The sequence below is a fragment of the Streptomyces sp. NPDC090032 genome (assembly GCF_044748025.1).
Classification (GTDB): Bacteria; Actinomycetota; Actinomycetes; order Streptomycetales; family Streptomycetaceae; genus Streptomyces.
Genome location: NZ_JBIVFF010000008.1, coordinates 79,138 through 99,456, shown reverse-complemented (window position 1 = coordinate 99,456; position 20,319 = coordinate 79,138). Strand labels below are relative to the sequence as shown.

General features: G+C 71.4%; 19 protein-coding genes. 4 read left to right on the top strand and 15 right to left on the bottom strand.

Annotation, left to right across the window (positions count from 1 at the left end; genetic code table 11):
* Positions 1-50: 50 nt before the first annotated feature.
* The 8 genes from ACIPWY_RS21375 to ACIPWY_RS21340 all read right to left on the bottom strand — a co-directional run bounded on the left by ACIPWY_RS21375 (position 51) and on the right by ACIPWY_RS21340 (position 8,206).
* Positions 51-1,124 (bottom strand): mechanosensitive ion channel family protein, encoded by a 1,074-nt coding sequence (locus ACIPWY_RS21375; RefSeq protein ID WP_362906547.1) that lies wholly within the window; start codon positions 1,122-1,124, stop codon positions 51-53.
* Between the two features lie 236 nt (positions 1,125-1,360).
* Positions 1,361-1,876, bottom strand: coding sequence for an NUDIX domain-containing protein (locus tag ACIPWY_RS21370; RefSeq protein ID WP_362906545.1), 516 nt, complete (start codon positions 1,874-1,876; stop codon positions 1,361-1,363).
* 29 nt (positions 1,877-1,905) lie between these two features.
* A complete protein-coding gene (locus ACIPWY_RS21365; protein WP_362906543.1) occupies positions 1,906-2,916 on the bottom strand; it encodes a Gfo/Idh/MocA family oxidoreductase in 1,011 nt (336 codons plus the stop codon).
* Positions 2,913-3,929: a Gfo/Idh/MocA family protein gene (locus ACIPWY_RS21360; RefSeq protein WP_401534396.1), complete on the bottom strand. Its 1,017-nt coding sequence runs from the start codon at positions 3,927-3,929 to the stop codon at positions 2,913-2,915. Before ACIPWY_RS21360 ends, ACIPWY_RS21365 begins: the two co-directional genes overlap by 4 nt.
* Positions 3,930-3,954: 25 nt before the next feature.
* Positions 3,955-4,788, bottom strand: coding sequence for a carbohydrate ABC transporter permease (locus ACIPWY_RS21355; protein WP_362906539.1), 834 nt, complete (start codon positions 4,786-4,788; stop codon positions 3,955-3,957).
* Positions 4,781-5,749: a carbohydrate ABC transporter permease gene (locus ACIPWY_RS21350; RefSeq protein WP_393702595.1), complete on the bottom strand. Its 969-nt coding sequence runs from the start codon at positions 5,747-5,749 to the stop codon at positions 4,781-4,783. The genes ACIPWY_RS21355 and ACIPWY_RS21350 overlap by 8 nt, the downstream gene beginning before the upstream one ends.
* Positions 5,749-7,020 (bottom strand): ABC transporter substrate-binding protein, encoded by a 1,272-nt coding sequence (locus ACIPWY_RS21345; RefSeq protein ID WP_393702593.1) that lies wholly within the window; start codon positions 7,018-7,020, stop codon positions 5,749-5,751. The genes ACIPWY_RS21350 and ACIPWY_RS21345 overlap by 1 nt, the downstream gene beginning before the upstream one ends.
* A 37-nt stretch (positions 7,021-7,057) precedes the next feature.
* Positions 7,058-8,206, bottom strand: a complete 1,149-nt coding sequence (locus ACIPWY_RS21340; protein WP_362906535.1) for an ROK family transcriptional regulator — start codon at positions 8,204-8,206, stop codon at positions 7,058-7,060.
* A gap of 236 nt (positions 8,207-8,442) precedes the next feature.
* Here ACIPWY_RS21340 and ACIPWY_RS21335 point away from each other — a divergent pair, with 236 nt between their 5' ends.
* Positions 8,443-9,702, top strand: a complete 1,260-nt coding sequence (locus ACIPWY_RS21335) for an aminotransferase class III-fold pyridoxal phosphate-dependent enzyme (RefSeq protein ID WP_362906532.1) — start codon at positions 8,443-8,445, stop codon at positions 9,700-9,702.
* 20 nt (positions 9,703-9,722) lie between these two features.
* Positions 9,723-11,198 carry an NAD-dependent succinate-semialdehyde dehydrogenase gene (locus ACIPWY_RS21330; protein WP_393702590.1) on the top strand — a complete coding sequence of 492 codons (1,476 nt, stop codon included), beginning with the start codon at positions 9,723-9,725 and terminating at the stop codon, positions 11,196-11,198.
* 15 nt (positions 11,199-11,213) lie between these two features.
* On the opposite strand, the gene ACIPWY_RS21325 is transcribed toward ACIPWY_RS21330, so the two are convergent.
* Positions 11,214-12,485: a hypothetical protein gene (locus tag ACIPWY_RS21325; protein WP_393702588.1), complete on the bottom strand. Its 1,272-nt coding sequence runs from the start codon at positions 12,483-12,485 to the stop codon at positions 11,214-11,216.
* The gene (locus ACIPWY_RS21320) at positions 12,482-13,672 is read right to left on the bottom strand and encodes a hypothetical protein (protein WP_362906526.1); all 1,191 of its coding nucleotides are present in this window, start codon (positions 13,670-13,672) and stop codon (positions 12,482-12,484) included. The genes ACIPWY_RS21325 and ACIPWY_RS21320 overlap by 4 nt, the downstream gene beginning before the upstream one ends.
* A gap of 358 nt (positions 13,673-14,030) precedes the next feature.
* Between ACIPWY_RS21320 and ACIPWY_RS21315 the strand changes: the two genes are divergently transcribed.
* The gene (locus tag ACIPWY_RS21315) at positions 14,031-14,942 is read left to right on the top strand and encodes a YceI family protein (protein WP_362906524.1); all 912 of its coding nucleotides are present in this window, start codon (positions 14,031-14,033) and stop codon (positions 14,940-14,942) included.
* 17 nt (positions 14,943-14,959) lie between these two features.
* Here the strand turns inward: ACIPWY_RS21315 and ACIPWY_RS21310 are convergent, their stop codons facing one another.
* The 3 genes from ACIPWY_RS21310 to ACIPWY_RS21300 all read right to left on the bottom strand — a co-directional run bounded on the left by ACIPWY_RS21310 (position 14,960) and on the right by ACIPWY_RS21300 (position 16,950).
* On the bottom strand, positions 14,960-15,307 hold the full coding sequence (locus tag ACIPWY_RS21310) for a YciI family protein (protein WP_362906522.1): 348 nt from the start codon (positions 15,305-15,307) through the stop codon (positions 14,960-14,962).
* Between the two features lie 90 nt (positions 15,308-15,397).
* Positions 15,398-16,288, bottom strand: a complete 891-nt coding sequence (locus tag ACIPWY_RS21305; protein ID WP_401534646.1) for a virginiamycin B lyase — start codon at positions 16,286-16,288, stop codon at positions 15,398-15,400.
* A 5-nt stretch (positions 16,289-16,293) separates the two neighbouring features.
* Positions 16,294-16,950, bottom strand: a complete 657-nt coding sequence (locus tag ACIPWY_RS21300) for a CatB-related O-acetyltransferase (protein WP_393702585.1) — start codon at positions 16,948-16,950, stop codon at positions 16,294-16,296.
* Between the two features lie 238 nt (positions 16,951-17,188).
* Between ACIPWY_RS21300 and ACIPWY_RS21295 the strand changes: the two genes are divergently transcribed.
* Positions 17,189-18,160, top strand: coding sequence for a LysR family transcriptional regulator (locus tag ACIPWY_RS21295; RefSeq protein ID WP_362906516.1), 972 nt, complete (start codon positions 17,189-17,191; stop codon positions 18,158-18,160).
* 180 nt (positions 18,161-18,340) lie between these two features.
* On the opposite strand, the gene ACIPWY_RS21290 is transcribed toward ACIPWY_RS21295, so the two are convergent.
* Together ACIPWY_RS21290 and ACIPWY_RS21285 are read right to left on the bottom strand one after the other, a co-directional pair.
* Complete coding sequence (locus ACIPWY_RS21290) at positions 18,341-19,240, bottom strand: hypothetical protein (RefSeq protein WP_393702583.1); 900 nt, start codon at positions 19,238-19,240, stop codon at positions 18,341-18,343.
* Entirely contained in the window at positions 19,237-20,247 is a 1,011-nt protein-coding gene (locus ACIPWY_RS21285; RefSeq protein WP_362906513.1) for an SPFH domain-containing protein, read from the bottom strand. The genes ACIPWY_RS21290 and ACIPWY_RS21285 overlap by 4 nt, the downstream gene beginning before the upstream one ends.
* Between the last annotated feature and the right edge of the window lie 72 nt (positions 20,248-20,319).

The window sequence follows — 20,319 nt, the reverse complement described above, 5'->3', positions numbered from 1 at the left end:
AGCCGGTCCGCTGTCCGGACGGACCGACTCCCTCTGACCGTGCGCCGTCCTTACTGAATCGGCGGTGCGGCCTCGCGCTGGTGCGGGATGGCCACCGCCCCCTGCTGGAGCGCCACCGTCCGCGTGGGCGCCGGTATCCGGATGCCCTCGGCCCGGTAGCGGGCGTGCAGGCGCTTGATGAACTCGTGCTTGATCCGGTACTGGTCGCTGAACTCGCCGACGCCCAGGATGACCGTGAAACTGATCCTGGAATCGCCGAACGTGTGGAAGCGGATGGCCGGTTCGTGGTCGGGGACGGCGCCGGTGATGTCGACCATGACGCTCTCGACGACCTCGGCCGTGACCCGCTCGACGTGCTCCAGGTCGCTGTCGTAGCCGACGCCGACCTGGACGAGCAGCGTCATCTGCTGTTCCGGACGGCTGTAGTTGGTCATGTTGGTCGAGGCGAGCTTGGCGTTCGGGATGATGACCAGGTTGTTGGAGAGCTGACGCACCACGGTGTTGCGCCAGTTGATGTCGACGACGTAGCCCTCCTCGCCGCTGCTCAGCCGGATGTAGTCGCCCGGCTGCACGGTCTTGGAGGCCAGGATGTGCACGCCCGCGAAGAGGTTCGCGAGCGTGTCCTGGAGCGCGAGCGCCACCGCGAGACCGCCGACGCCGAGGGCGGTCAGGAGCGGGGCGATGGAGATGCCCAGGGTCTGCAGGACCACGAGGAAGCCCACGGCGAGCACGACGACCCGCGTGATGTTCACGAAGATGGTGGCCGACCCGGCGACCGCGGACCGTGACTGCGCCACCGACCGGACGAGCCCGGAGATCACCCGGCCCGCGGTGAACGTGGCGACGAGGATCAGCAGCGCCGTCAGCGTCACGGTGACGTTGTGCCGGGTGCGGCTGGTGAGCGGCAGCGCCGAGGCGGCCACGGCCATGCCTGCGGCGACCGCGGCCCACGGCACGAGGGAGCGGAGCGCGTCCACGATGACGTCGTCGCCGCCCCAGCGCGTGCGGTCGGCCCGCACGCCCAGCCAGCGCAGCATCATGCGCAGGAGCAGCCCCGCCGCGAGCCCCGCGGCGATCGCGATCCCTGCCACGATCAGATCGTGGGGCGTCATCGCGCGGTTCATCGGTGGCCTCCCGCGCCGTGACCGAGGTCGTCGTACGCCACCGGGAGCGGCCGTATGTGATGTGTCGTCACCTTGCTACCTGCTTGTCCGTAAGTGGTGCTGCCGCGCCTGCACCGACGCGCCGGGACATCCTGCCGCACGCGTCGAGGCGCACGTGCGTGGGGGATGGCGCTCACCTGCGTCAACGGGGCACATGCACGTCCGAGGCCAACTCCTTGGCCGCGCGCCGCCAGCCGTCAGCGCGTCGTCCCCGCCCCGCCGTCGCCGCCGAGCGCGACGTACCGTGCGTGCGCCTCCAGGGAGTCCGACACGAACGGGTACTGGCGCATCGCGTTCGTCAGGCCGGTCTCGGTGAGCCAGTCGTGCCAGACGATCTCGGAGGGGAGCGGCGCGACCGGCCCGTCGACGGTGACCTCGTGCACCCCGAGCCAGTACGGCCCGATCTCCCCGCGGCACAGGTACTTGAAGACGAAGCGGACCGGGGCGGTGACCCCGAGCTCCTCCGCGAGCTCGCGGGCCGCCGCGGCCTCGTACGACTCGCCCGCGTCGACACCCCCGCCGATCAGCCAGTTGTACCGCCCGGGGAACCGCGACACGTGCGGCGCCCGACGATGCACGAGGATCCGCCCCGCCGGGTCGCGGCACACGACCGTCGCCACCCGGTGCAGCCATCCCTCGTGGACGGCCGCCCTCCGGTCCACCGTGCCCAGTACGCGGTCCTGTTCGTCCACGCGGTCCACCAGTTCGCTCATACGGCCACGATGGCAGACGGGGCCGGACGTCACAGCACCGGCACTGCCCTCCCCTCGCGCGCAGACCGGTACGCCGCGGTGACGATCCGCAGGGAGCGCAGCCCTGATTCGCCGTCCGTCACGCTCGTCCCGCCGTCGCTCCCGTACAGGAACGAGTGGAGCATCAGGGCGTCCAGGTTGACGCCGTAGGGCAGTTCGACGGGCGCGCGGGACGCTTCGCTGAAGCCGTGGACCTTCTGGCCGAAGGCGTCCATCTCCAGGGTCGCCCGCTCGCCGATCACCTGCATCTGCAACCCGCCCCAGGCGGGGTGGTGTTGGGGCTGGCTCCAGCTGCAGTCGATCGTCGCGACCGCCCCGTTGGCGTACTCGACCGTGACGAGCCCCGCGGTGTCCGCGTCCACCCGCCCCTCGTGGAGCACGTTGTTGACCTGTGCGTACACCGTGGTCGCGGGGGACTCCTCGAAGAGGTCGTCCAGGAGGTCCGCGATGTGCACGGTGTGGTCCATCAGGGCTCCGCCGCCTGCGAGTCGGGGGTCCGCGAACCAGCGGCGTCGCTCGGCCGGGAGGTAGCCGTTGTTGGCGCCGGACACCGCGAGAACGCCGCCCGTCGTGCCCGATCGCACGGCGTCGCGGACCGCCGTGTAGGCCGGGCTGAAGCGCACAGGGTGCGCCACCGCGAGCCGCACACCAGCGGCGCGGCACGCCTCGACCATCGCCGCGCCGTCCTCCTCCGTCGTCGCGAGGGGCTTCTCGCACAGCACGTCCACGCCGTGCGCTGCCGCCAGTTCCACGAGGGGCCGGTGACGGACGTTCTCCGAGCAGACGACGACCTTGTCGGGGCCCCAGGCGAACAGCTCCTCGTACGAGTTCACGTAGGACACCCCGAGCCGGTCGGCGAACTCCCGGCCGCGGACCTCGCCCGGAGCCGCCAGATCCGTGTCCGGGTCGGCCGCGAGGACCTCGACGCCTTCCATCTCCGCGAGCAGGCGGGCGAACCCGCCCGCGTGGACGTGCGCGAACGACAGCACTCCGACCTTCATCGGGCCGCCTCCTCGGAGATCTTGAGTTCGACGGGTTCGCCGGTGCGGGCCGAGGCGGCGGCCGCCGCCGCGATCCGTACCGCCTCGACGCCGTCGCGGGCCGTCACGCGGGGAGCGGGCCCGCCTTCCACCGCCCCGGCGAACTCGCGCAGCTCGGTGAGGTACGGGCTCTCCGTCATCGGGCTGCCGGGAATGCCCTCGCCGTTCGGCCGCGCGCCCTGGGCGAGGACGCGGAACCCGGGCAGGGCCGTCGAGTCGTGCTCCAGGATCCCGTCCGGTCCCGCGACGCGGAACGTCGTACGGAACTGGAGGTCGGGCAGGCCCCACACGCCGAGGACGTGGCTGATCGCGCCCGACGCGTGGGTCAGCACCGCCGTGCCGACCGCGACGTCACCGGCCTTCGCGCCCGGCTCCTGGCGCCCGCGCAGCCGGGCGTGGACGCGTACGACGTCGCCCGCGAGCAGGCGCGCGAAGTCGAGGTCGTGGATCATCTGGTCCATCAGGATGCCGCCGGACAGCGCCGGGTCGCAGAACCAGGGCGCCCACACCGGATAGGCGCCGGAGCGGGTGAAGCGCAGTACGGCAGGGGTCCCGATGCCGCCGTCGGCGACTGACCGCGCCATCGCCGCGTACGCGGGGAAGTAGCGGACCACGTGCGCGGGGAACAGCAGGACGCCCGCCGCCTCGGCCGCGTCCGCCATCTCGGTGGCCTCGGACGCGGTGAGCGCGAGGGGCTTCTCGCAGATGACGTGCTTGCCGGCGGCGATCGCGTCGAGGGCGAGCTCCCGGTGCGTGAACGTGGGTGTGCAGATGTCGACGACGGTGGAGCGGTCCAGGAGCCCGGCCAGGCTGTGTGTGGCCGTCACTCCGGACGTGGCGTGTTTCGCGGCGAGTTTCTCCGCGTTCCCGTCCGTGGACAGGATGGTGACGCGCGCGCCCAGCGCGATCCACGCGGGCAGATGGGCGCGGGCGATGCCGCCCGCGCCGATCAGCCCCACATCGAGGCGTGTCATGTCGTTCCTTTCCGCAGGACGGGTTTCAGCCCTTCGTGCCGCTCTGGGCGATGCCCTGCACGAAGTGCCGCTGGAGGAAGAGGTAGAGGACGATCATGGGCAGGCTCGCGATGAGCGAACCCGCCATCATCACGGGGTAGTTGGTCTCGAACTGGCCCTCCAGGGACGTCAGGCCCGCGCTGATCGGCATCTTCGCGGGGTCGGTGTTGACCACGAGCGGCCACAGGAGGTCGTTCCACGACCACATCGCCGTGATGACCGCGAGCGCGGCGAGCGCCGGGCGGATCAGCGGCAGCATGATCGACCAGAAGACCCGGAAGGGCCCGGCGCCGTCGATGCGGGCCGCCTCCTCCAGCTCCCGGGGCAGCGCCATGAAGAACTGCCGCAGGAGGAAGGTCCCGAAGGCGCTGAACATGCCGGGCAGGAAGAGCGCCGGCGTCGTGTTGAGCAGGCCGAGCCGCTGGATGACGTCGTACTGCGGCAGGATCAGCAGCGACGGCGGTACGAGCAGCACCGACAGGAACAGGGCGAACAGGACGTTCTTGCCGCGGAACCGCATACGGGCGAAGGCGTACGCGGCGAGCGAGCAGAAGACGAGCTGCCCCGCCGTACGGGCCACGGTGTTGACGACGCTGTTGCCGAGCATCTCGCCGTACGGCATGGCGGTGAAGACCTCTTTGAAGGCGGCCCGGTTGAGGTGCTCGGGGAAGAAGGTCGTCGGGACGTGCACCGCCTCCGGCAGGGTCTTGAGTGCCGTCAGGAGCTGCCACAGGAACGGGAAGACCATCACCAGGGCGCCGAGCGACAGCAGTGTGTGCGTGGCGACGGAACCGGGGCGGACCCGGGAGCGCTCAGGCATAGTGCACCCACTTCTTCTGGAGCCGGAACTGGACGTAGGTCAGCGCCGCCGTGAGCAGCATCAGGACGAACGCGAGGGCCGCCGCGGCGCCCTGGTTGTTCTGCTGGAACGCCCACTGGTAGAAGAGGCTCACCACGGACTGCGTGGAGCCGAGGGCCGGATTGGTGGGGCTCATCATCACGTAGATGAGGTCGAAGAGCTGCAGTGAGTTGATCACGCAGATGACCGCGGCGAAGAAGATGCTGGGACTCAGCAGCGGCAGGGTGATCCGGAAGAAGCGGCGCACCGGGCCCGCCCCGTCCAGCTCAGCGGCCTCGTAGTAGTCCTGCGGGATGGCCTTGATCCCCGCGATGAAGATGATCAAGTAGTAGCCGATGCTCTGCCACACCAGGACGAGCCCGATCGCCCACAGCGCGGACGACGGGTCGGACGCCCAGAAGTGCCGGGAGACCCCGAACCACGACAGCACCTCGTTCAGGAGGCCGAAGTTGCCGTTGTACAGCCAGTTCCAGACCAGGCCGACGGCCACGGGCAGGGTGACGAACGGGATGAAGTACAGGGCGCGGTAGACGCCGACGCCGCGCAGTCCGCGCCGGTTGAGCAGGGCCGCCACCGTGATCGAGATCGGCAGGGTGACGAGGCCGATCGCCCCGTACAGGAGCGTGTTGCCGAGCGCGCGCCACACCGTGACGTCACGGACGACCCGGGCGTAATTGTCGCCGCCCGTCCACGAGTTGCCGCCGAAGGGCCCGAAGGACGTGAAGCTGTAACCGAACGTCTGGATCATCGGCCAGATGTAGAAGACGAGGAACCCGGCGGCGATCGGCGCGATGAACACGTACGCGGCCTTCTGCGTACGGGAGTTGGGGCCGCGCGCGGTGCCGTCGCGGCCCGCCTTCGTGTGCGGCTTCCTGGTCCTGCCCTCCGCCTCGGCGGCGGCGGTCGACGGGAAAACGGCCATCACTTGCCCTCCTCGTCGAGCGCCCGGTCCATCTGCCGGCCGAGCGTCCTCGCGGCCGACTCGATCCCGCCCTTGCCGCTGAACGGTGCCCCGAGCAGCAGATATTCGAGGTCCTCCCACACGGCCGTGTTCCTGGAACTCGGGTACGGGACCGCGTAGTCGAGCATGTCGATGAAGACCTTGAGGTCGAACTCGGGCATCGACGTGAGCCAGGCGTCCTGCGTCCCCGTGTACGAGGAGATGGTGACGCCGCCCCTCGACTGGATCTCGGCCGCCTCACGCCGCGCCAGGAAGTCCACGAACTTCCAAGCAGCCTGCTTCTTACGGGACTTGGCGCTCACCACGTTCGCGAGACCGTGGATGACGGTGGCGCGCTCGCGGCCCTTGGGAAGCACGGCGACACCGCCGTGGTCCTTGATCGCGGGCGTCGCGTGCATGAAGGACGCCATCGCCGACAGGTCGTAGTTCATGGCCACCTGCTCGGACAGGAACAGATTGCGGCCCTTCACGTCCGCCATCGCACTCTGCGGCGGCGACCAGCCGCGGTCGACGAGATCGGTCCACAGGCGCAGCCCTTCGACGGAGCGCTCGTCGCCGAATCCGGAGCGGCCGTCGCGCAGGACGTAGCCGCCGGCACCGAAGATCGACGGGTAGAAGTTCTTCTGCCGGTCCATCTCGGCGGCGATCCCGTACACGCGCGAGTGCGGGTCCGTCAGCTCCCGCGCGGCGTCCCGTACGTCGTCCCAGGTCCAGGAGGCGTCCGGGTAGCCGACTCCGGCCTTGTCGAACAGCGCCCTGTTGTACCAGAGCCCGACCGTGTCGAAGTCCTTCGGGACCCCGTACTGCTTCCCGTCGTACGCGTACAGCTTGACCAGCGCCTCAGGGTGCCGGCCGAGCGGGGTACGGTCGCGGGCCGCGTACCGGTCGAGCGGCTCCAGGACGCCGTTGGCCGCGTACAGCTGGATGTTCACGGCGTTCATCCAGAACACGTCGGGGGCGGTCCCGCCGCGCATCGAGGTCCTGAGCGTCGTCCAGTACGAGGACCAGGGCGTGAGCTGGACGTCCACGGAGATGTCGGGGTTCTTGGCCTCGAACGCCTTCACGATCTGCTGCATCCCCGCGAGCTGGGCCTGGTCCCAGATGCCGTACGAGATGGTGGTGCGGCCGCCGCCGCCCGACGAGGTGGAGCCGGAAGCCCCGCCGCCGCTGTCGCACGCGGCCACGAGGGGCGTTGCCGCGAGCGCACCGGCGAGAAGCGTTCTCCTGCGCATACGCGCCTCCGGAGGGGTGAGGGGGGACGGTGTGAGGTCAGAGTGCGGGGGACGGGCGCAACGGGCCGGTCCCATAAGGGAGATGGGCATCGAGAGCGTCCAGCGCGCGGCGTACCGCGCCGAGGGCCACGCCCTCGCGGCCGAGCGCGCTGACCGCGATACGCGGCACGTGCAGCGTCAGCGGCCGCAGATGCTCCGTGAGCAGGGGCCCGAGCGCCTCGCCGACCGGGGCGAGCGCGCCCGAGAGGACCAGCAGCTCGGGGTCCAGGGCGAGAACCAGCGCGGCGATGCCCGGGGCGACCCCGGCGAGATAGCCGTCGAGCACGGCCCGCGCCCCGGCGTCCCCGGCCCGCACGGCCCGCGCGAGGGCGTCCGTCTCGGACTCGCCCGCGATCCGCTCGCCGTCCCACGCCAGCCACATCTGGGCGGCGTCCAGGCCGAGTTGAGGGAGGATGCCCAGCTCGCCCGCGCCGCCGCGGCGGCCCCGGTGCAGCTTGCCGTTGATCATCAGCCCGCAGGAGATGCGCCGCCCGACCAGGACGCACGCCACGTCGTCCGCGAGCGTCGCCGCGCCCTGCCAGTGCTCGGCGAGCACCGCGAGGTTCACGTCGTTCTCCACGAGGACCGGGCACGGGAACTCGTCGGCGAGCCGGCGCGCGAGATCCAGGTCGGTCCACTCGGGGACGATCACCGAGCGGATCCGGCCCGTGTCGTCGACCATGCCCGGCACGCCGATGCCGATGGCCCAGACGGCCTCGGCCCGCAGATTCCGCTCGACGAGGAAGCGCCGCAGCCGCCCGCGGAGCAGCTCGATACGCTCCGCGCCGCTCAACTCCTCGGCGATGTCCTCCCGTTCACGCGCGACGACCTCGCCGTCCAGCCGGGCGAGCACCAGCACGATCTTGCGCAGTCCGATGTCGACACCGACGACGTGCCCGGCCTCGGCCCGGAAGCGCAGCCGACGCGCCGGGCGCCCAGGGGTGCCGGCGGGCGAAGCGCCGGTCTCGGCGATCCAGCCCTGCGAGACGAGTTCGTCGACCAGCGCCTCGACCGTGGGCCGCGACAGCCCGGTCGCCCGCGCCAGCTGGCTGACGGTCTGCGGGCTCTCCCTGCGCAACGCCCGCAGGACCACACCCGTATTGAGCCCGCGCAACGCCGCGAGATCATGCCCACGCGCCCCAGCCATGCCGACTCGCTCCCCTCGCATCGGGTTGCGCAGGACTGTTGCATAACCCGACTCCCTTGGGAACCCCGCCGGTTGAGCCGGTTACGAAGAACTCCTGCGAATTGTCCGCGCGGACCCGCGGCCGGTGACGGAGCCGAGAGTCGTTGCGGCCACCCGGGTGACCCGTGGTCCCCGGGGAGCGGATCGCCACAGATGGCCCATTGACGCGCTTTCGACTCAGCATTGAGGGTGGAGGCATGACGCGACTGTCCGAGCATCTGCGCCAGGCCACCCCCGTCGTCGCCGAACGCGGGGAGGGCGTCCATCTCTACGGCACCGACGGCCGCCGATATCTGGACTTCACCGCCGGGATCGGCGTCACCAGCACCGGCCACTGCCATCCGCGCGTGGTCGCCGCTGCCCAGGATCAGGTGGCCACCCTCATCCACGGCCAGTACACGACCGTCCTGCACCGGCCCCTTCAGCGCCTCGTCGAGAAGCTGGGATCCGTACTGCCCGAAGGACTCGACAGCCTCTTCTTCGCCAACTCCGGCAGCGAGGCCGTCGAGGCGGCCATGCGGCTCGCGCGGCAGGCCACCGGCCGCCCCAACATCGTCGTCGCGCACGGCGGCTTCCACGGCCGCACCGTCGCCGCCGCCTCCCTCACCACGTCCGGCACGAAGATCCGTACCGGCTTCGGACCGCTGATGGCGGGCGTCGCCATCACGCCCTTCCCGAACGCCTACCACTACGGCTGGGACGAGGACACCGCGACGCGGTTCGCGCTGCGCGAGTTCGACCACCTCCTCCAGACCGTCTCCGACCCGGACGACACCGCCGCGATCCTCGTCGAACCCGTCCTCGGCGAAGGCGGCTACGTCCCCGCCAACTCCGCCTTCCTGCAAGGACTCAGGGAGCGCGCCGACCGCCACGGCATCCTGCTCATCCTCGACGAGGTGCAGACCGGCGTCGGCCGCACCGGACGCTTCTGGGGCCACGACCACTTCGGCGTACGCCCCGACATCCTCATCACCGCCAAAGGCCTCGCCAGCGGCTTCCCACTCTCCGGGATCGCCGCCCCCGAGGCGCTGATGCACAAGGCACGGCCCGGATCCCAGGGCGGCACCTACGGCGGCAACGCCGTCGCCTGCGCCGCCGCGGTCGCCACCCTCGAGGTCGTCGAGGAGGAAGGCCTCGTCGCCAACGCGGCCGCCATGGGCGCCCGCCTGCGCTCCGGCCTCGAGGACATCGCAGCGAAGACCGAGGCCATCGGCGACGTACGGGGCCTCGGCCTGATGCTCGCCAGCGAGTTCACCTCCCCCGACGGGGAACCCGACGCGGCCACCGCCGTACGCGCCCAGCAGGCCGCAGCCGACGAAGGTCTGCTGCTCCTGCTCTGCGGCCCCTGGGGCAACGTGGTGCGGATGATCCCCGCGCTCATCGTCGACGAGGGACAGATCGACGACGGCCTGCGGGCCTGGGCCGCGGCCGTGGAGACCGCGACGGTGACCCGCTGACCAGCGACGGAGGAACAGGCATGACCACGAACCACCCCACGCCCCAAGTCGTCGAGGACGTCTCCAAGCAGCTCCTCATCGGCGGCCGCCTTCAGGACGCGGCCGGGGGCCGCACCTTCTCCGTCGACAACCCGGCCACCGGGCAGAGCCTCTGCGAGGTCGCCGACGCGGGTCCCGAAGACGGCCGCCGCGCCGCCGAGGCCGCCGCGGCCGCACAGGAGTCATGGGCCGCCACCGCGCCCCGTGCGCGGAGCGAGATCCTGCGCCGCGCCTACGAGATCATCATCGCCCGCACCGACGAACTCGCCCTCCTCATGACCCTGGAGATGGGCAAACCCCTCGCCGAGGCACGCGGCGAGGTCGGGTACGCCGCCGAATTCTTCCGCTGGTTCTCCGAGGAGGCCGTACGCATCGAGGGCGGGTTCGCGCCCTCGCCCGACGGCCGCAGCCGCCACCTGATCATGCGCAGGCCCGTCGGCCCCTGCCTGCTCGTCACCCCGTGGAACTTCCCGCTCGCCATGGGCACCCGCAAGATCGGCCCGGCCGTCGCCGCGGGCTGCACCATGGTCCTCAAACCCGCACCGCAGACACCTCTGTGCACCTTGGCCCTGGCCGGGATCCTCACCGAGGCGGGCCTGCCCGACGGCGTCCTGAACGTCGTCACCACCACGGACGCGGGCGCCCTCGTCGAACCCATGCTGCGCGGCGGACTCATCCGCAAGCTGTCCTTCACCGGGTCCACCCAGGTCGGCCGGATCCTCCTGGCCCAGTGCGCCGACACCGTCGTGCGCACCTCGATGGAGCTCGGCGGGAACGCGCCGCTCATCGTCTTCGACGACGCGGACCTCGACACGGCCGTCGAGGGCGCCATGGTGGCGAAGATGCGCAACATGGGGGAGGCGTGCACGGCCGCGAACCGCATCTTCGTGCACAGCTCTGTCGCCGACGAGTTCGCCTCCCGGCTCGCCGCGCGTATGAGCGCCCTCACCGTCGGCCCCGGCACGCAGCCGGGCACGAACGTCGGGCCGCTCATCGACGCCGCGGGCCGTGACAAGGTCGACCGGCTCGTCCGGGACGCGGTGGACCGCGGCGCGAAGGTCCTCACCGGGGGTGAACTCCCGGACGGAGAAGGCTACTTCTACCCGCCGACCGTACTCGTGAGGGTGCCGCGCGACGCCGGTCTCACCGGGACCGAGATCTTCGGCCCCGTCGCGGCCCTCTTCACGTTCGACGACGAGGACGAGGTGGTGCGCGCCGCCAACGACACCGAATGGGGCCTCGTCAGCTACCTCTTCACCCGCGACCTCGACCGGGCGCTGCGCGTCGGGGAACGCCTGGAGACGGGCATGGTCGGACTCAACACCGGCCTCGTCTCCAACCCGGCCGCACCCTTCGGCGGCGTCAAGCAGTCCGGCATCGGCCGGGAAGGAGGCCGGGTCGGCATCGACGAGTTCCTGGAGTACAAGTACCTGGCGATCCCGGCGCCGGGGCAGTGACGGACCGGCGGGTCCTCAGAGGCGCTCCAGCGCGCGGAACGCCGTCAGATCCGCCATCAATTCCCGTGCTATGGGCGCGAGTTCACGGATCGCCAGCTCCCGTCCGGAGTTGAGGACCCGCAGTACGGCGGCCAGGTCGTCGGCCGGCAGCTCCGTGGGCGCCACCTGGCCGCACGCGGAGAACAGACGCCGCCCGGCGGCCTCGCTCCACAGCACGCGCTCCGTGGCGCGCACGACGTCGTCGTCACCGAACCTGCCGCGCGGTGCCGGCGGCGGCACGGGCCAGAAGCCTCCGGCCGTCCAGTGCCGCAGGGACTGCCGGGCGACGCGTTCCTCCAGCGGCCCGCGCGCGCCCACCGCACGGAAGTGCGCGAGCGCGCGCTCCAGAGGCGCGGGCAGCTCCGCCCCCGCCTCCGCGTCGGGCACGAGCAGCACCTCCTGGCCGGACGGACCGGCGCCCGTGGGATCCGGGTCCGGGGTGAGGAGCGTCTCGGGCGTCACGTCGTGCAGCAGGCCGTACAGCTCGGACGCCGCCTGCCGCCCTTCCCGTACGACGCTGACGCGCATGCCCGTCGACGCCCACCCGGCGTAGGGCTCGGCGACGGGCGAGAGATGCGACGGCCAGTACAACAGGTCACCCGGATCCGCCTCGACGGTGAAGGAGTCGCCCCGGTCCGCCGACCCGAACCGCATCCGCTGCCGACCGCCCAGCACGAACAGGAACGTCGCGACGCGCTGCCCGGGACGCGCCTCGGCGAGCGGCTCCTCGTACGTCCCGTGCACCAGTGTGGTGAACGCGCTCTGCACGGGCTGCCCCTCGCGCGCCCACAGACCGGCGAAGAAGTCGCGCTCGCGCGCCCACAGCGGATGGTGGAACGCGTGGAACGCCTGAAGCGAGAGGGAGTACGGCTCGCCGGAGAGCTGCCGGACGAGCCGCTGGTGGTAGCCCGCGAACGAGCCGTCCCTCGGCTGCGGCAGGAAGTCGCCGGGGTCGGTCTGGGGCTCACCGCCGACCGCGAATCCCGCGTAGGGCGGCACGCCGAACGGCCCGCCGCGATGGGCCGCGGCGACGGCGGTCTCGAAGGCCTCGTGCGCCTCGAAGGGGGCGGGCGTGACCGACTTGAACAGCACGGGCCGCCGGTCCCAGTACCGCTCGCCGAAGACCTGCCAGTCGAGACGGTCGAGCCGGTCGAGACGGTCAAGCCGGGCCGGCCCCGCTTGCCCGACCGGGGTGGCGGGAGCGGCAGCGCGGCGTGCGGGCTCGGAGGAGCGGGGATCCTCCCTCATGGCGCCCCGTCTCCGTTCGTCAGTTCGATGGCGCGGATGCGATGCAGGTCGGACAGGAGCGGGATCAGAGTTTTCACGGGCATGCGCGAGCTGTGGCCCAACTCCTTTATCCCCAGCGCACTTCCGGGCCGCAGCCGGTCCCTGACCCGGTCGGGTGCGGCCCCCTCGACCGCCAGGGTGTGCCCGTTGGCGGCCCACACGGCGCGTCCGGGCCCGTCCGGTATGCGGAAGAGCTGGGCCGAGGCCCGTATGCGCAGGCCGGGGTCCAGGGGTACGGCCGGTCGTGGCGGGGGAGCCGGTTCGAGACCGGCCGCCGACCTGCGGGCTGCCCAGGCCACGCGCAATTCCCTTGCCGTTTGCGGGCACGCGGCGAGCCCGGCGAACAGCCGCGCGGCGCCGGCGACGGGCTCCGCGGCGCCGATCTCGCCGTCCGGGCCGGCGGGAGGAGGGAAGGGCAGGACGCCGGGGGCGCCCGCGTATGCGGGGTCTTCCTGCATCCGGTCCGCGAGGAGTCCCCGTACGTGAGTGAGGACGGCGGCGCGACGCGCCGGGACGACGATCCGTAACGTGGTGCAGCAGTCGAGGTAGTGATCGAGGTGGCGGCAGCCGGCCGGCCAGTACAACAAGTCCCCTGTACCGGCGGCGAGTTGATACTCGGTGCCGGTGTGCTCGGGCCAGAGCCTGACCGTCATCGCGCCGGAGAGTACCCATGTGAGCGTGACCGAGCCGGGGCGCGGGGCGGGCGCGTCGGGGCCGGTGCAGTGCTCTCCGAGGGCGAGTTCGGCCGTCACCGGCAGGGCGGGCCAGCCCACCGCCCGCCACAGCCCGCAGACGAGTTCGCGCACACGCGCCCAGACCCCGAAGTCCCGCCACAGCGGCTGCCGCACGCTCAACAACCATCCGGAGTCGGTGAGTTGACGGTTCAGCCGGTCCCGGTACGCGTCCGGGCCCGGGTCGTGGTGGCCGGGCAGCAGTGCGCCCGGGGCGCGTAATCGGCCCCGCGTCGCGGTGGCGAAGCGGACACCGGCCGCGTCCTCGGCGGGCGGTGCGCAGGAGGCGGCGACGACCCCGTACACCTGCTCCGGCGCGAGGCCCGGGGGGAACGGAACCGCGGCAGGCTCCCTGCCCCAGTGTGCTTCGGCGAACCGTTTCCACCTGGCGGAGAGGTCGGGCTCTGTCGCATTCATGGCGTCGAGAATCTGTCAGAGCGCGATCGAGCGAGTCAACGGTTGACCCGTAATCGGCAGACATATGGCGCGGAAGCGGTGCCGCGTCCCAGTGGTTCGCCCCCTGGCCTGCCCTGGTCCGCCGTGACCCGTCCGGCATGGAACGGGAGGGTGCGGGTCTGGTCGAGCGGCGGCTGAAAAGTGAAGAAACTGTGGAATCTGGAGCGCTCCAGCGGCGGTATGTCTGATTCCCGTGTAATTACCACGCAGTTGCCGCCGGTAACCCTTAGCGGCCTTGATCAGCGGAGATCGCAGACATGGGATCGTATGTGCGAGCCCGCTGCGGAGGTTCTGCGGCCGAACCCGAAAGGTGATCTGCATGCCCCTCGCGCTGTTCAGGAGGAGCCGGGCCGGACGCGACTCGCGCGGGGCGGGGCTGGTGCACCCCGTGCCGCAGGGCGCCGGTGCCTTCCACTGTGAGGTGGCCGACCCCATGGGGCAGCCGATGGCGGGAGCGGAGGTCACCGTGACCCAGGTCGGCAGCGGCCGCGTCGCGGCGAAGGTGACCAGCGACCCGTACGGCCTCGTCTTCGTCACGCTGCCGCCCGGCCGGTACGGCATCATGATCACGACCGACGGCCTCCAGCCTCACCAGCAGACCGTCGACGTCGTCGCCGGCGAGACGCTCCCGCTGACCTCGGTGCAGCTGAACATGGGGCGCCCGCCGGAGCTGCCGCAGCCCGGCACCTGGCTCTTCGACCCGCCGCACACCGCGATCCGGTTCATCGCCAAGCACGTCGGCATGGCCCACGTCCATGGCCGGTTCACCCGCTTCGACGGCGGCATCCACGTCGCGGACGACATGGCGGACTCGCGCGTCGAAGTACAGATCGACGCGGCGAGCATCACGACCGGCAACAAGACCCGGGACAACCACCTGCGTTCGGCCGACTTCCTGGACGTCGAGCGTTACCCGTACATCCACTTCTCCTCCGACCGCTTCCTGTATCGGGGCGGCTCCAAGTGGACGATCCAGGGCGCCCTCACCATGCACGGCGTCAGCCGCACGGTGGAGCTGGACACCGGCTATCTCGGCATGGTCAACGGCGGTTACGCGGAGGAACTGCGCTGCGCGGCCCTCGCCACGGCCGAACTCCACCGCGAGGACTACACGTTGGACTGGCGGAGCATGCTGGCCCGAGGCATCGCCGTGGTCGGCCCCACGGTGAAGCTGGAGCTCGACATCCAGGCGATGTACCACAGCCACGACACGCCCACGCCGCCGGAGTAGTACGACGGTGAGGGGGCTCAGGCGGATTCGAGGAGCGGGCGGATCTCGATCGTCTCCGGAGTGGGCAGGGCCTCGGCCAGTTCCACGGCCTCCGCAAGGTCGGCCACCTCAACTACGAACCAGCCGCCGAGGGTCTCCTCGCCGGTGTGCGCGGGCCCGTCGGTCACTGATGATGTCCCGTCGGACGTCTTGCGCACGGTCGCCGGGCTGTTGTTCTCGGTTTCCAGGGCGTCGCCGCCCACCAGCTTTCCGGCCGCCGCGAGCTTGCCGATCCAGTTCTGGTAATCCGCGCGGTAGGTGTCCCGGTCGGCCTGGATCCGGCGGCGTGACTCATCGGTCTCAAAGATGACGAGTGCGTATTTCACGGGTGCTCCTCTCCGACCGCCGTGCGGGCGGCCGTTGTTGATGCTTGACGGTTGAGGCTTGACGTCTGGCGGGTGCGAAGGAGTCGTCGGTCAGGTGGCGCTGTCCACCGAGGTGATGCGGGCCAGCGCACCGATCTCCAGAGCCGCCCACAAGGCGCCGTCGGCACCGACGGTGATGCCGTGCGGCTCGGAGCCGGGGGTGGGCAGGTCGTGCACGGTGACGGTGCCGTCGGCAGTGATCGAGCCGACGCGGTTGCCGCCCCACTCGGTGAACCACGCGGTGCCGTCGTCGGCGACGGTGATGGCGTGGGGCCGGGCTGCGCGGTCGGGGAGCGGGAATTCGGTGATCTTCCCGTCGGGGGTGATCCGTCCGATCTGACCGGCGGCGATTTCGACGAACCACAGAGCGCCGTCGCGCCCCGCGGTGATGCCCACCGGCGCGGCGTTCTCGGTCGGCAGTGGGTGGAGGGTCACTGCGCCGTCCATGTCGATCCGCCCGACAGCGTTCGCCTGGTTGAGCGTGAACCACATCGCGCCGTCGTCACCGGCGGTGATCGCGGAAGGGAACGCGCCCGTGACGGGGAGCGGGAATTCGGTGACCAGGCCGTCGGGGGTGATGCGACCGATGCGATCGGCGGCGGTCTCGGTGAACCACAGGGCGCCGTCCGGCCCCGCTGCGATACCGAAGGGCCCGCAGTCGGGGGTGGGCAGCGGGAAGTTCTCAATGAAGCCGCCGGTGGTGATCCGCCCGATCCGGTGGGCCTTGTACTGGGTGAACCACAGGGCGTCGTCGGGGCCATGGACGATGACGGTCGGCCCGCACGCGGCGTCGAGCTGGTGGCTCGTCGCCTCTTCGCCCGGGACCAGTCGGCCGATCCGGCCGCTGTGGACCAGGGTGAACCACAGCGCGCCGTCCGGCCCGGTGGTGATGGCGTACGGTCCGGCTTCGCTGTCCGTCACAGCGTGCTCGTCGATGGACACCTGGGTCACGGCGTTTTCTCCAGATCGTGCTCGGCGGCGATGCGTGCGATGTCCGCGGGAGTTCCGGCCATGATGACGCGGGCGTGTTCGGTGACCAGCTCGGCAGGCCAGTCCCACCACGCTGCGCGGAGCAGCCGCGACACGTCGTCGTCGGTGAACCGCTGCCGGATCGGCCTGGCCGGGTTACCACCGACGATGGTGTACGGAGGGATGTCCGAGGTGACCAAGGCGCCGGCCGCGATGATGGCGCCGTCGCCGATGTGCACACCCGGCATGACCGTCGTCCGGTGACCGAACCAGACGTCATTGCCGATGACCGTGTCCCCGCGGCTGGGCATGGCCGTGACGATGTCCAGGGTCTCTTCGGCCCAGCGGCCACCGAACATGGTGAACGGGAAGGTGGACACACCCACCGTCGGATGCTCCGCGCCGGCCATCAGGAAGCGGGTTCCGCCGGCGATCGCGCCGTACCTGCCGATGATCAGGCGCTCGGGCCCGTAGGCGTAGAGCACGTTACGGTGCTCGAACTCCGTCGCGCCGTCGGGGTCGTCGTAGTAGGTGTACTCGCCAACGACGATCTTCGGTGAGGTGACCAGAGGTTTGAGGAACACCACCCTGTCGTGTGCGGGGAGCGGGTGAATGGTGGTCGGATCAGGTGCCAAGGTGAGGATCCTTTGTGGTGCGCTCCGCGGCTGCGGCTGCGGCTGCGGCTGTGGCTGTGGCTGTGGCTGCGGCGGACGGCACGGAGAGGAGAAGGGATGGGTGGGCACGGCTGACTACGGTGCCCGCCGGGCGCCGGTGGGCCGGTGGGCCGGGGCCGAGTCTCGCTTAGGCTGTTCGGCCGGGACAACGCCGATTTCCGCATTGCAGCCATAAGCGGGAGTGATCAATGGGGGAGCCGTGGAACTGCGGGACATCGAGATCTTCCTGACGCTGGCCGAGGAACTGCACTTCGGCCGGACCGCGGAGCGGCTGCATCTCTCCCAAGCACGCGTCAGCCAGTCCGTCAGCCGGCAGGAACGCCGCCTGGGCGGGGCCTTGTTCGATCGCAGCACTCGCACCGTGACCCTGACACCTCTGGGCCGACAACTGCGCGATGATCTCCACCCCGGTTACGAGTCGATCCGCCGGGCTCTGACGCATGCGGTGGATACGGCCCGCGGTTGCTCCGGGACCGTGCGGCTGGGGACGATGGGCGTGCTCCCCTCCGAAGTGGCCTGGCTGGTCGAGGAGTTCCGCGCCCGCCACCCTCAGTGCGGCGTGGAGTTCGTGGAGTACCACTTCAGTGATCCGCTCGCCCGGATACGGGCCGGCGAGGCAGCAGTGCAGCTGATGTGGCTCCCGGTGCCGGAACCCGGACTCCGGCTCGGGCCTGTCGTGCTGACGGAGGGCCGGGTCCTGGCTGTGGCCGCGGGCTCCGATCTGGCGTCACGGGCTCGCGTGTCGCTCGAGGACCTGGCCGGCCGGACAGTTCCGGACCCCGGCCCGCGTACTCCCGAGGAGTGGTTCCGGGAGATGTGCCCGGATCGGACGCCTGGCGGGCGCCTGGTTCACCGCGGCCCGCAGGCGAGGACCTTCCACGAGGTCCTGGCCCTGGTCGCCGCCGGGCGCGCGGTCTGCCCGTTCAACGCCCATGTTTCCCGCTATTACGCCTATCCCGGAGTGGTGCTGGTCCCGATCGACGATGCGCCACTCACCGAATGGGCGCTCGTCCTGCCCGAGTCCGCCCCCGCACCGCAGGTACGGGCGTTCCTGGAGACCGCCCGCGAACTGGGGGCGCGCGAGATCGGCAGGGGCGGAGCCGGTGAAGGACGGCCAGGCGTGTCGGGCGCACAGGAGCACCACGTGGGCGATCCAGGCGCGGCGGCGTAGAACAGCGTCGATGGCGGCTGCGGGACCTGGACCTGCTCACCGGGCCGCGGCAACGTCGCCGATGATTGCGAGGGTCTCTTCGTGTGCGTCGTCCGGCATCGCGGCGAGTGCCGCCTCGGCCGGTCGGGCCAGGTCCACCCTTGTGCACAAGGCCCCTTGTGCATCAGGCCTCTTGTTCGGTCAGGCCACCAGGCGCAGCCGTTCCCGGGCCCGGCCCACCCGTACCGTCTGACCCCAGGTCAGTTGCAGCGCGTCGCTCTCCACGCCGTCGCCGAAGGCGACCAGGCGGTCGGACTCGACCGTGACGCGCAGCCGGTCGGTGGGGCCGAGTGAGCCCTCCACGCGGGACGTTCCCGTGGCGGGGGAGGGCCAGGCCTCGCGGACGAACCAGAGCAGTCGGGGGTCCGCCGGGCCCGGCAGCGGGAGTGTGCTCGCGTGCTGCTGCCAGAGCGAGCGCAGCCACCCGGTGGCGCCGGTCCCGGTACCGACCAGGACGCCCGAGGAGGCCTGGGCCTCGGGTGCGAGCGTGTCGTCGTCGGGGCCGATCCGGTAGCGCGCCGTCTGGTGCGATGGCGGGCCGAGGTAGATCTCGTTGAGCGCGAGCAGCCGCTGCGCGTCGTCGGCGACGGCCTCCACCATGGTGAGTTCGTCGGCGGGCGCCCGGTCCGAGACGGCCGCGGGAAGCAGTTTCGCCGCGTCGGCCGCGCGGTGCCGCACCAGGACCCCAGGGTTGCGCCCCGGATCCGCGTCGATGCCGACGACCGGCTGGCCCGACAGGTACTTGGCGGCGTTCGCGACCAGGCCGTCCTGCCCGACGACGACCACCACGTCCTCCGGGCCGAACAGGAACCGGTCCAGGTCCGCTCGTTCCAGACGGGTCCTGCGCCACGTGAGCGGCACGGCCGCCGCGACGTCCGCGAGCGCGCGCGTCGTACGGTGATGGCGCTCGGCGACCTCCTCGACGGAGCGGCCGCGCGAGGAGAGGAAGAAGGCGGCCTGGCCGTGCGTGCCGTGCCGGGCCAGCAACTCCTGGTACTCCGTGGTCCGGTGGACGAGTACGGCGCGGGGGGCGAGCGTCACGGCCGTTCACCCCGGTCGTTTCCGAGCCGGGCGAGCAGACCCGTGAGCACGTCGGGGGAGAGGGTCAGGTTCTCGATCCGCGGGACGTTCTGTGCCAGTTGAGTGGCGGCGAGGGCGTGCAGGGTCGCGGCGTCCACTTCGGAGTGGACCCGCAGCCATGCCTCCTGCGCGTGCGCCCGCGCCTCGCCGACCGCGCGCGCCGCCTCGGCCTCACCGCCGGCCAGGCGCACCGCCCGCGCGGCCTCCGCCCCGGCGCGCACCGCGTCGGCCGCCGCGTTCTCCTCGGCCTCGCGGCGTGCGTTCGTGCCCCGTTGCTCCACCAACTGCTCTTCCTGCCGGGCCAGTTCGATGCGGCTGCCGAGTTCGTTCTCGGCGATGGCGCGCTCCCGCTCGACGGCCACCGCGCGCCGCTCGTACGTCGCCCGGTCGGCCTCCTGCTGGATCCGCTCCCTGGCCGGGGTGCGCAGCGCCCGCTCCACCTCGGGTTCGGGGCGCAGCGCCACGACGCGCACGGTGACGACCTCCACGCCGGTCGCGGGCAGCCGGGGCTCGGCGGCTAGACCCGCCGCCATCCGTTCGCGCACCGCCGTCACACCGTCGGCGAGGGCGACCGCGAGCGGGGTGCGCGCCAGGACGTCCAGCGCGTGCTGCTGCGCCGTCTCCGTGAGGAGCGCGGACAGCTGCTCCAGGGGTGCGCCGCGCCACGCGCCGGTGTCCGGGTCGAGCGAGAAGTCGAGCCGGGCGGCGGCGAGCGCGGGGTCGCTGATCCGGTACGTCACCGAGGCCTGCACGGCGACGTCCTGGAAGTCGGCGGTCCGCGCGTGGAACGTGACCGCCAACTCCCGGTCGTCCACGGGTACTTCGGACAGCGCCGCGCTCAGCGCCCGGAACCAGAAGCTCAGGCCCGTCCCGTCGTGGGCGAGCGCGCCGCGCTTGTGGTGGCGGATGTGGGCGGTGGGCGCGGAGCGCAGGTGGTGCAGTCCGAAGCGTCGCTTGATGTCGGCCATGACAGGAACCCCCTAGGTGTTTTCGTCATGGCGACGATATGGCGCACCTTGAATATAGTCAAGGTGACCATA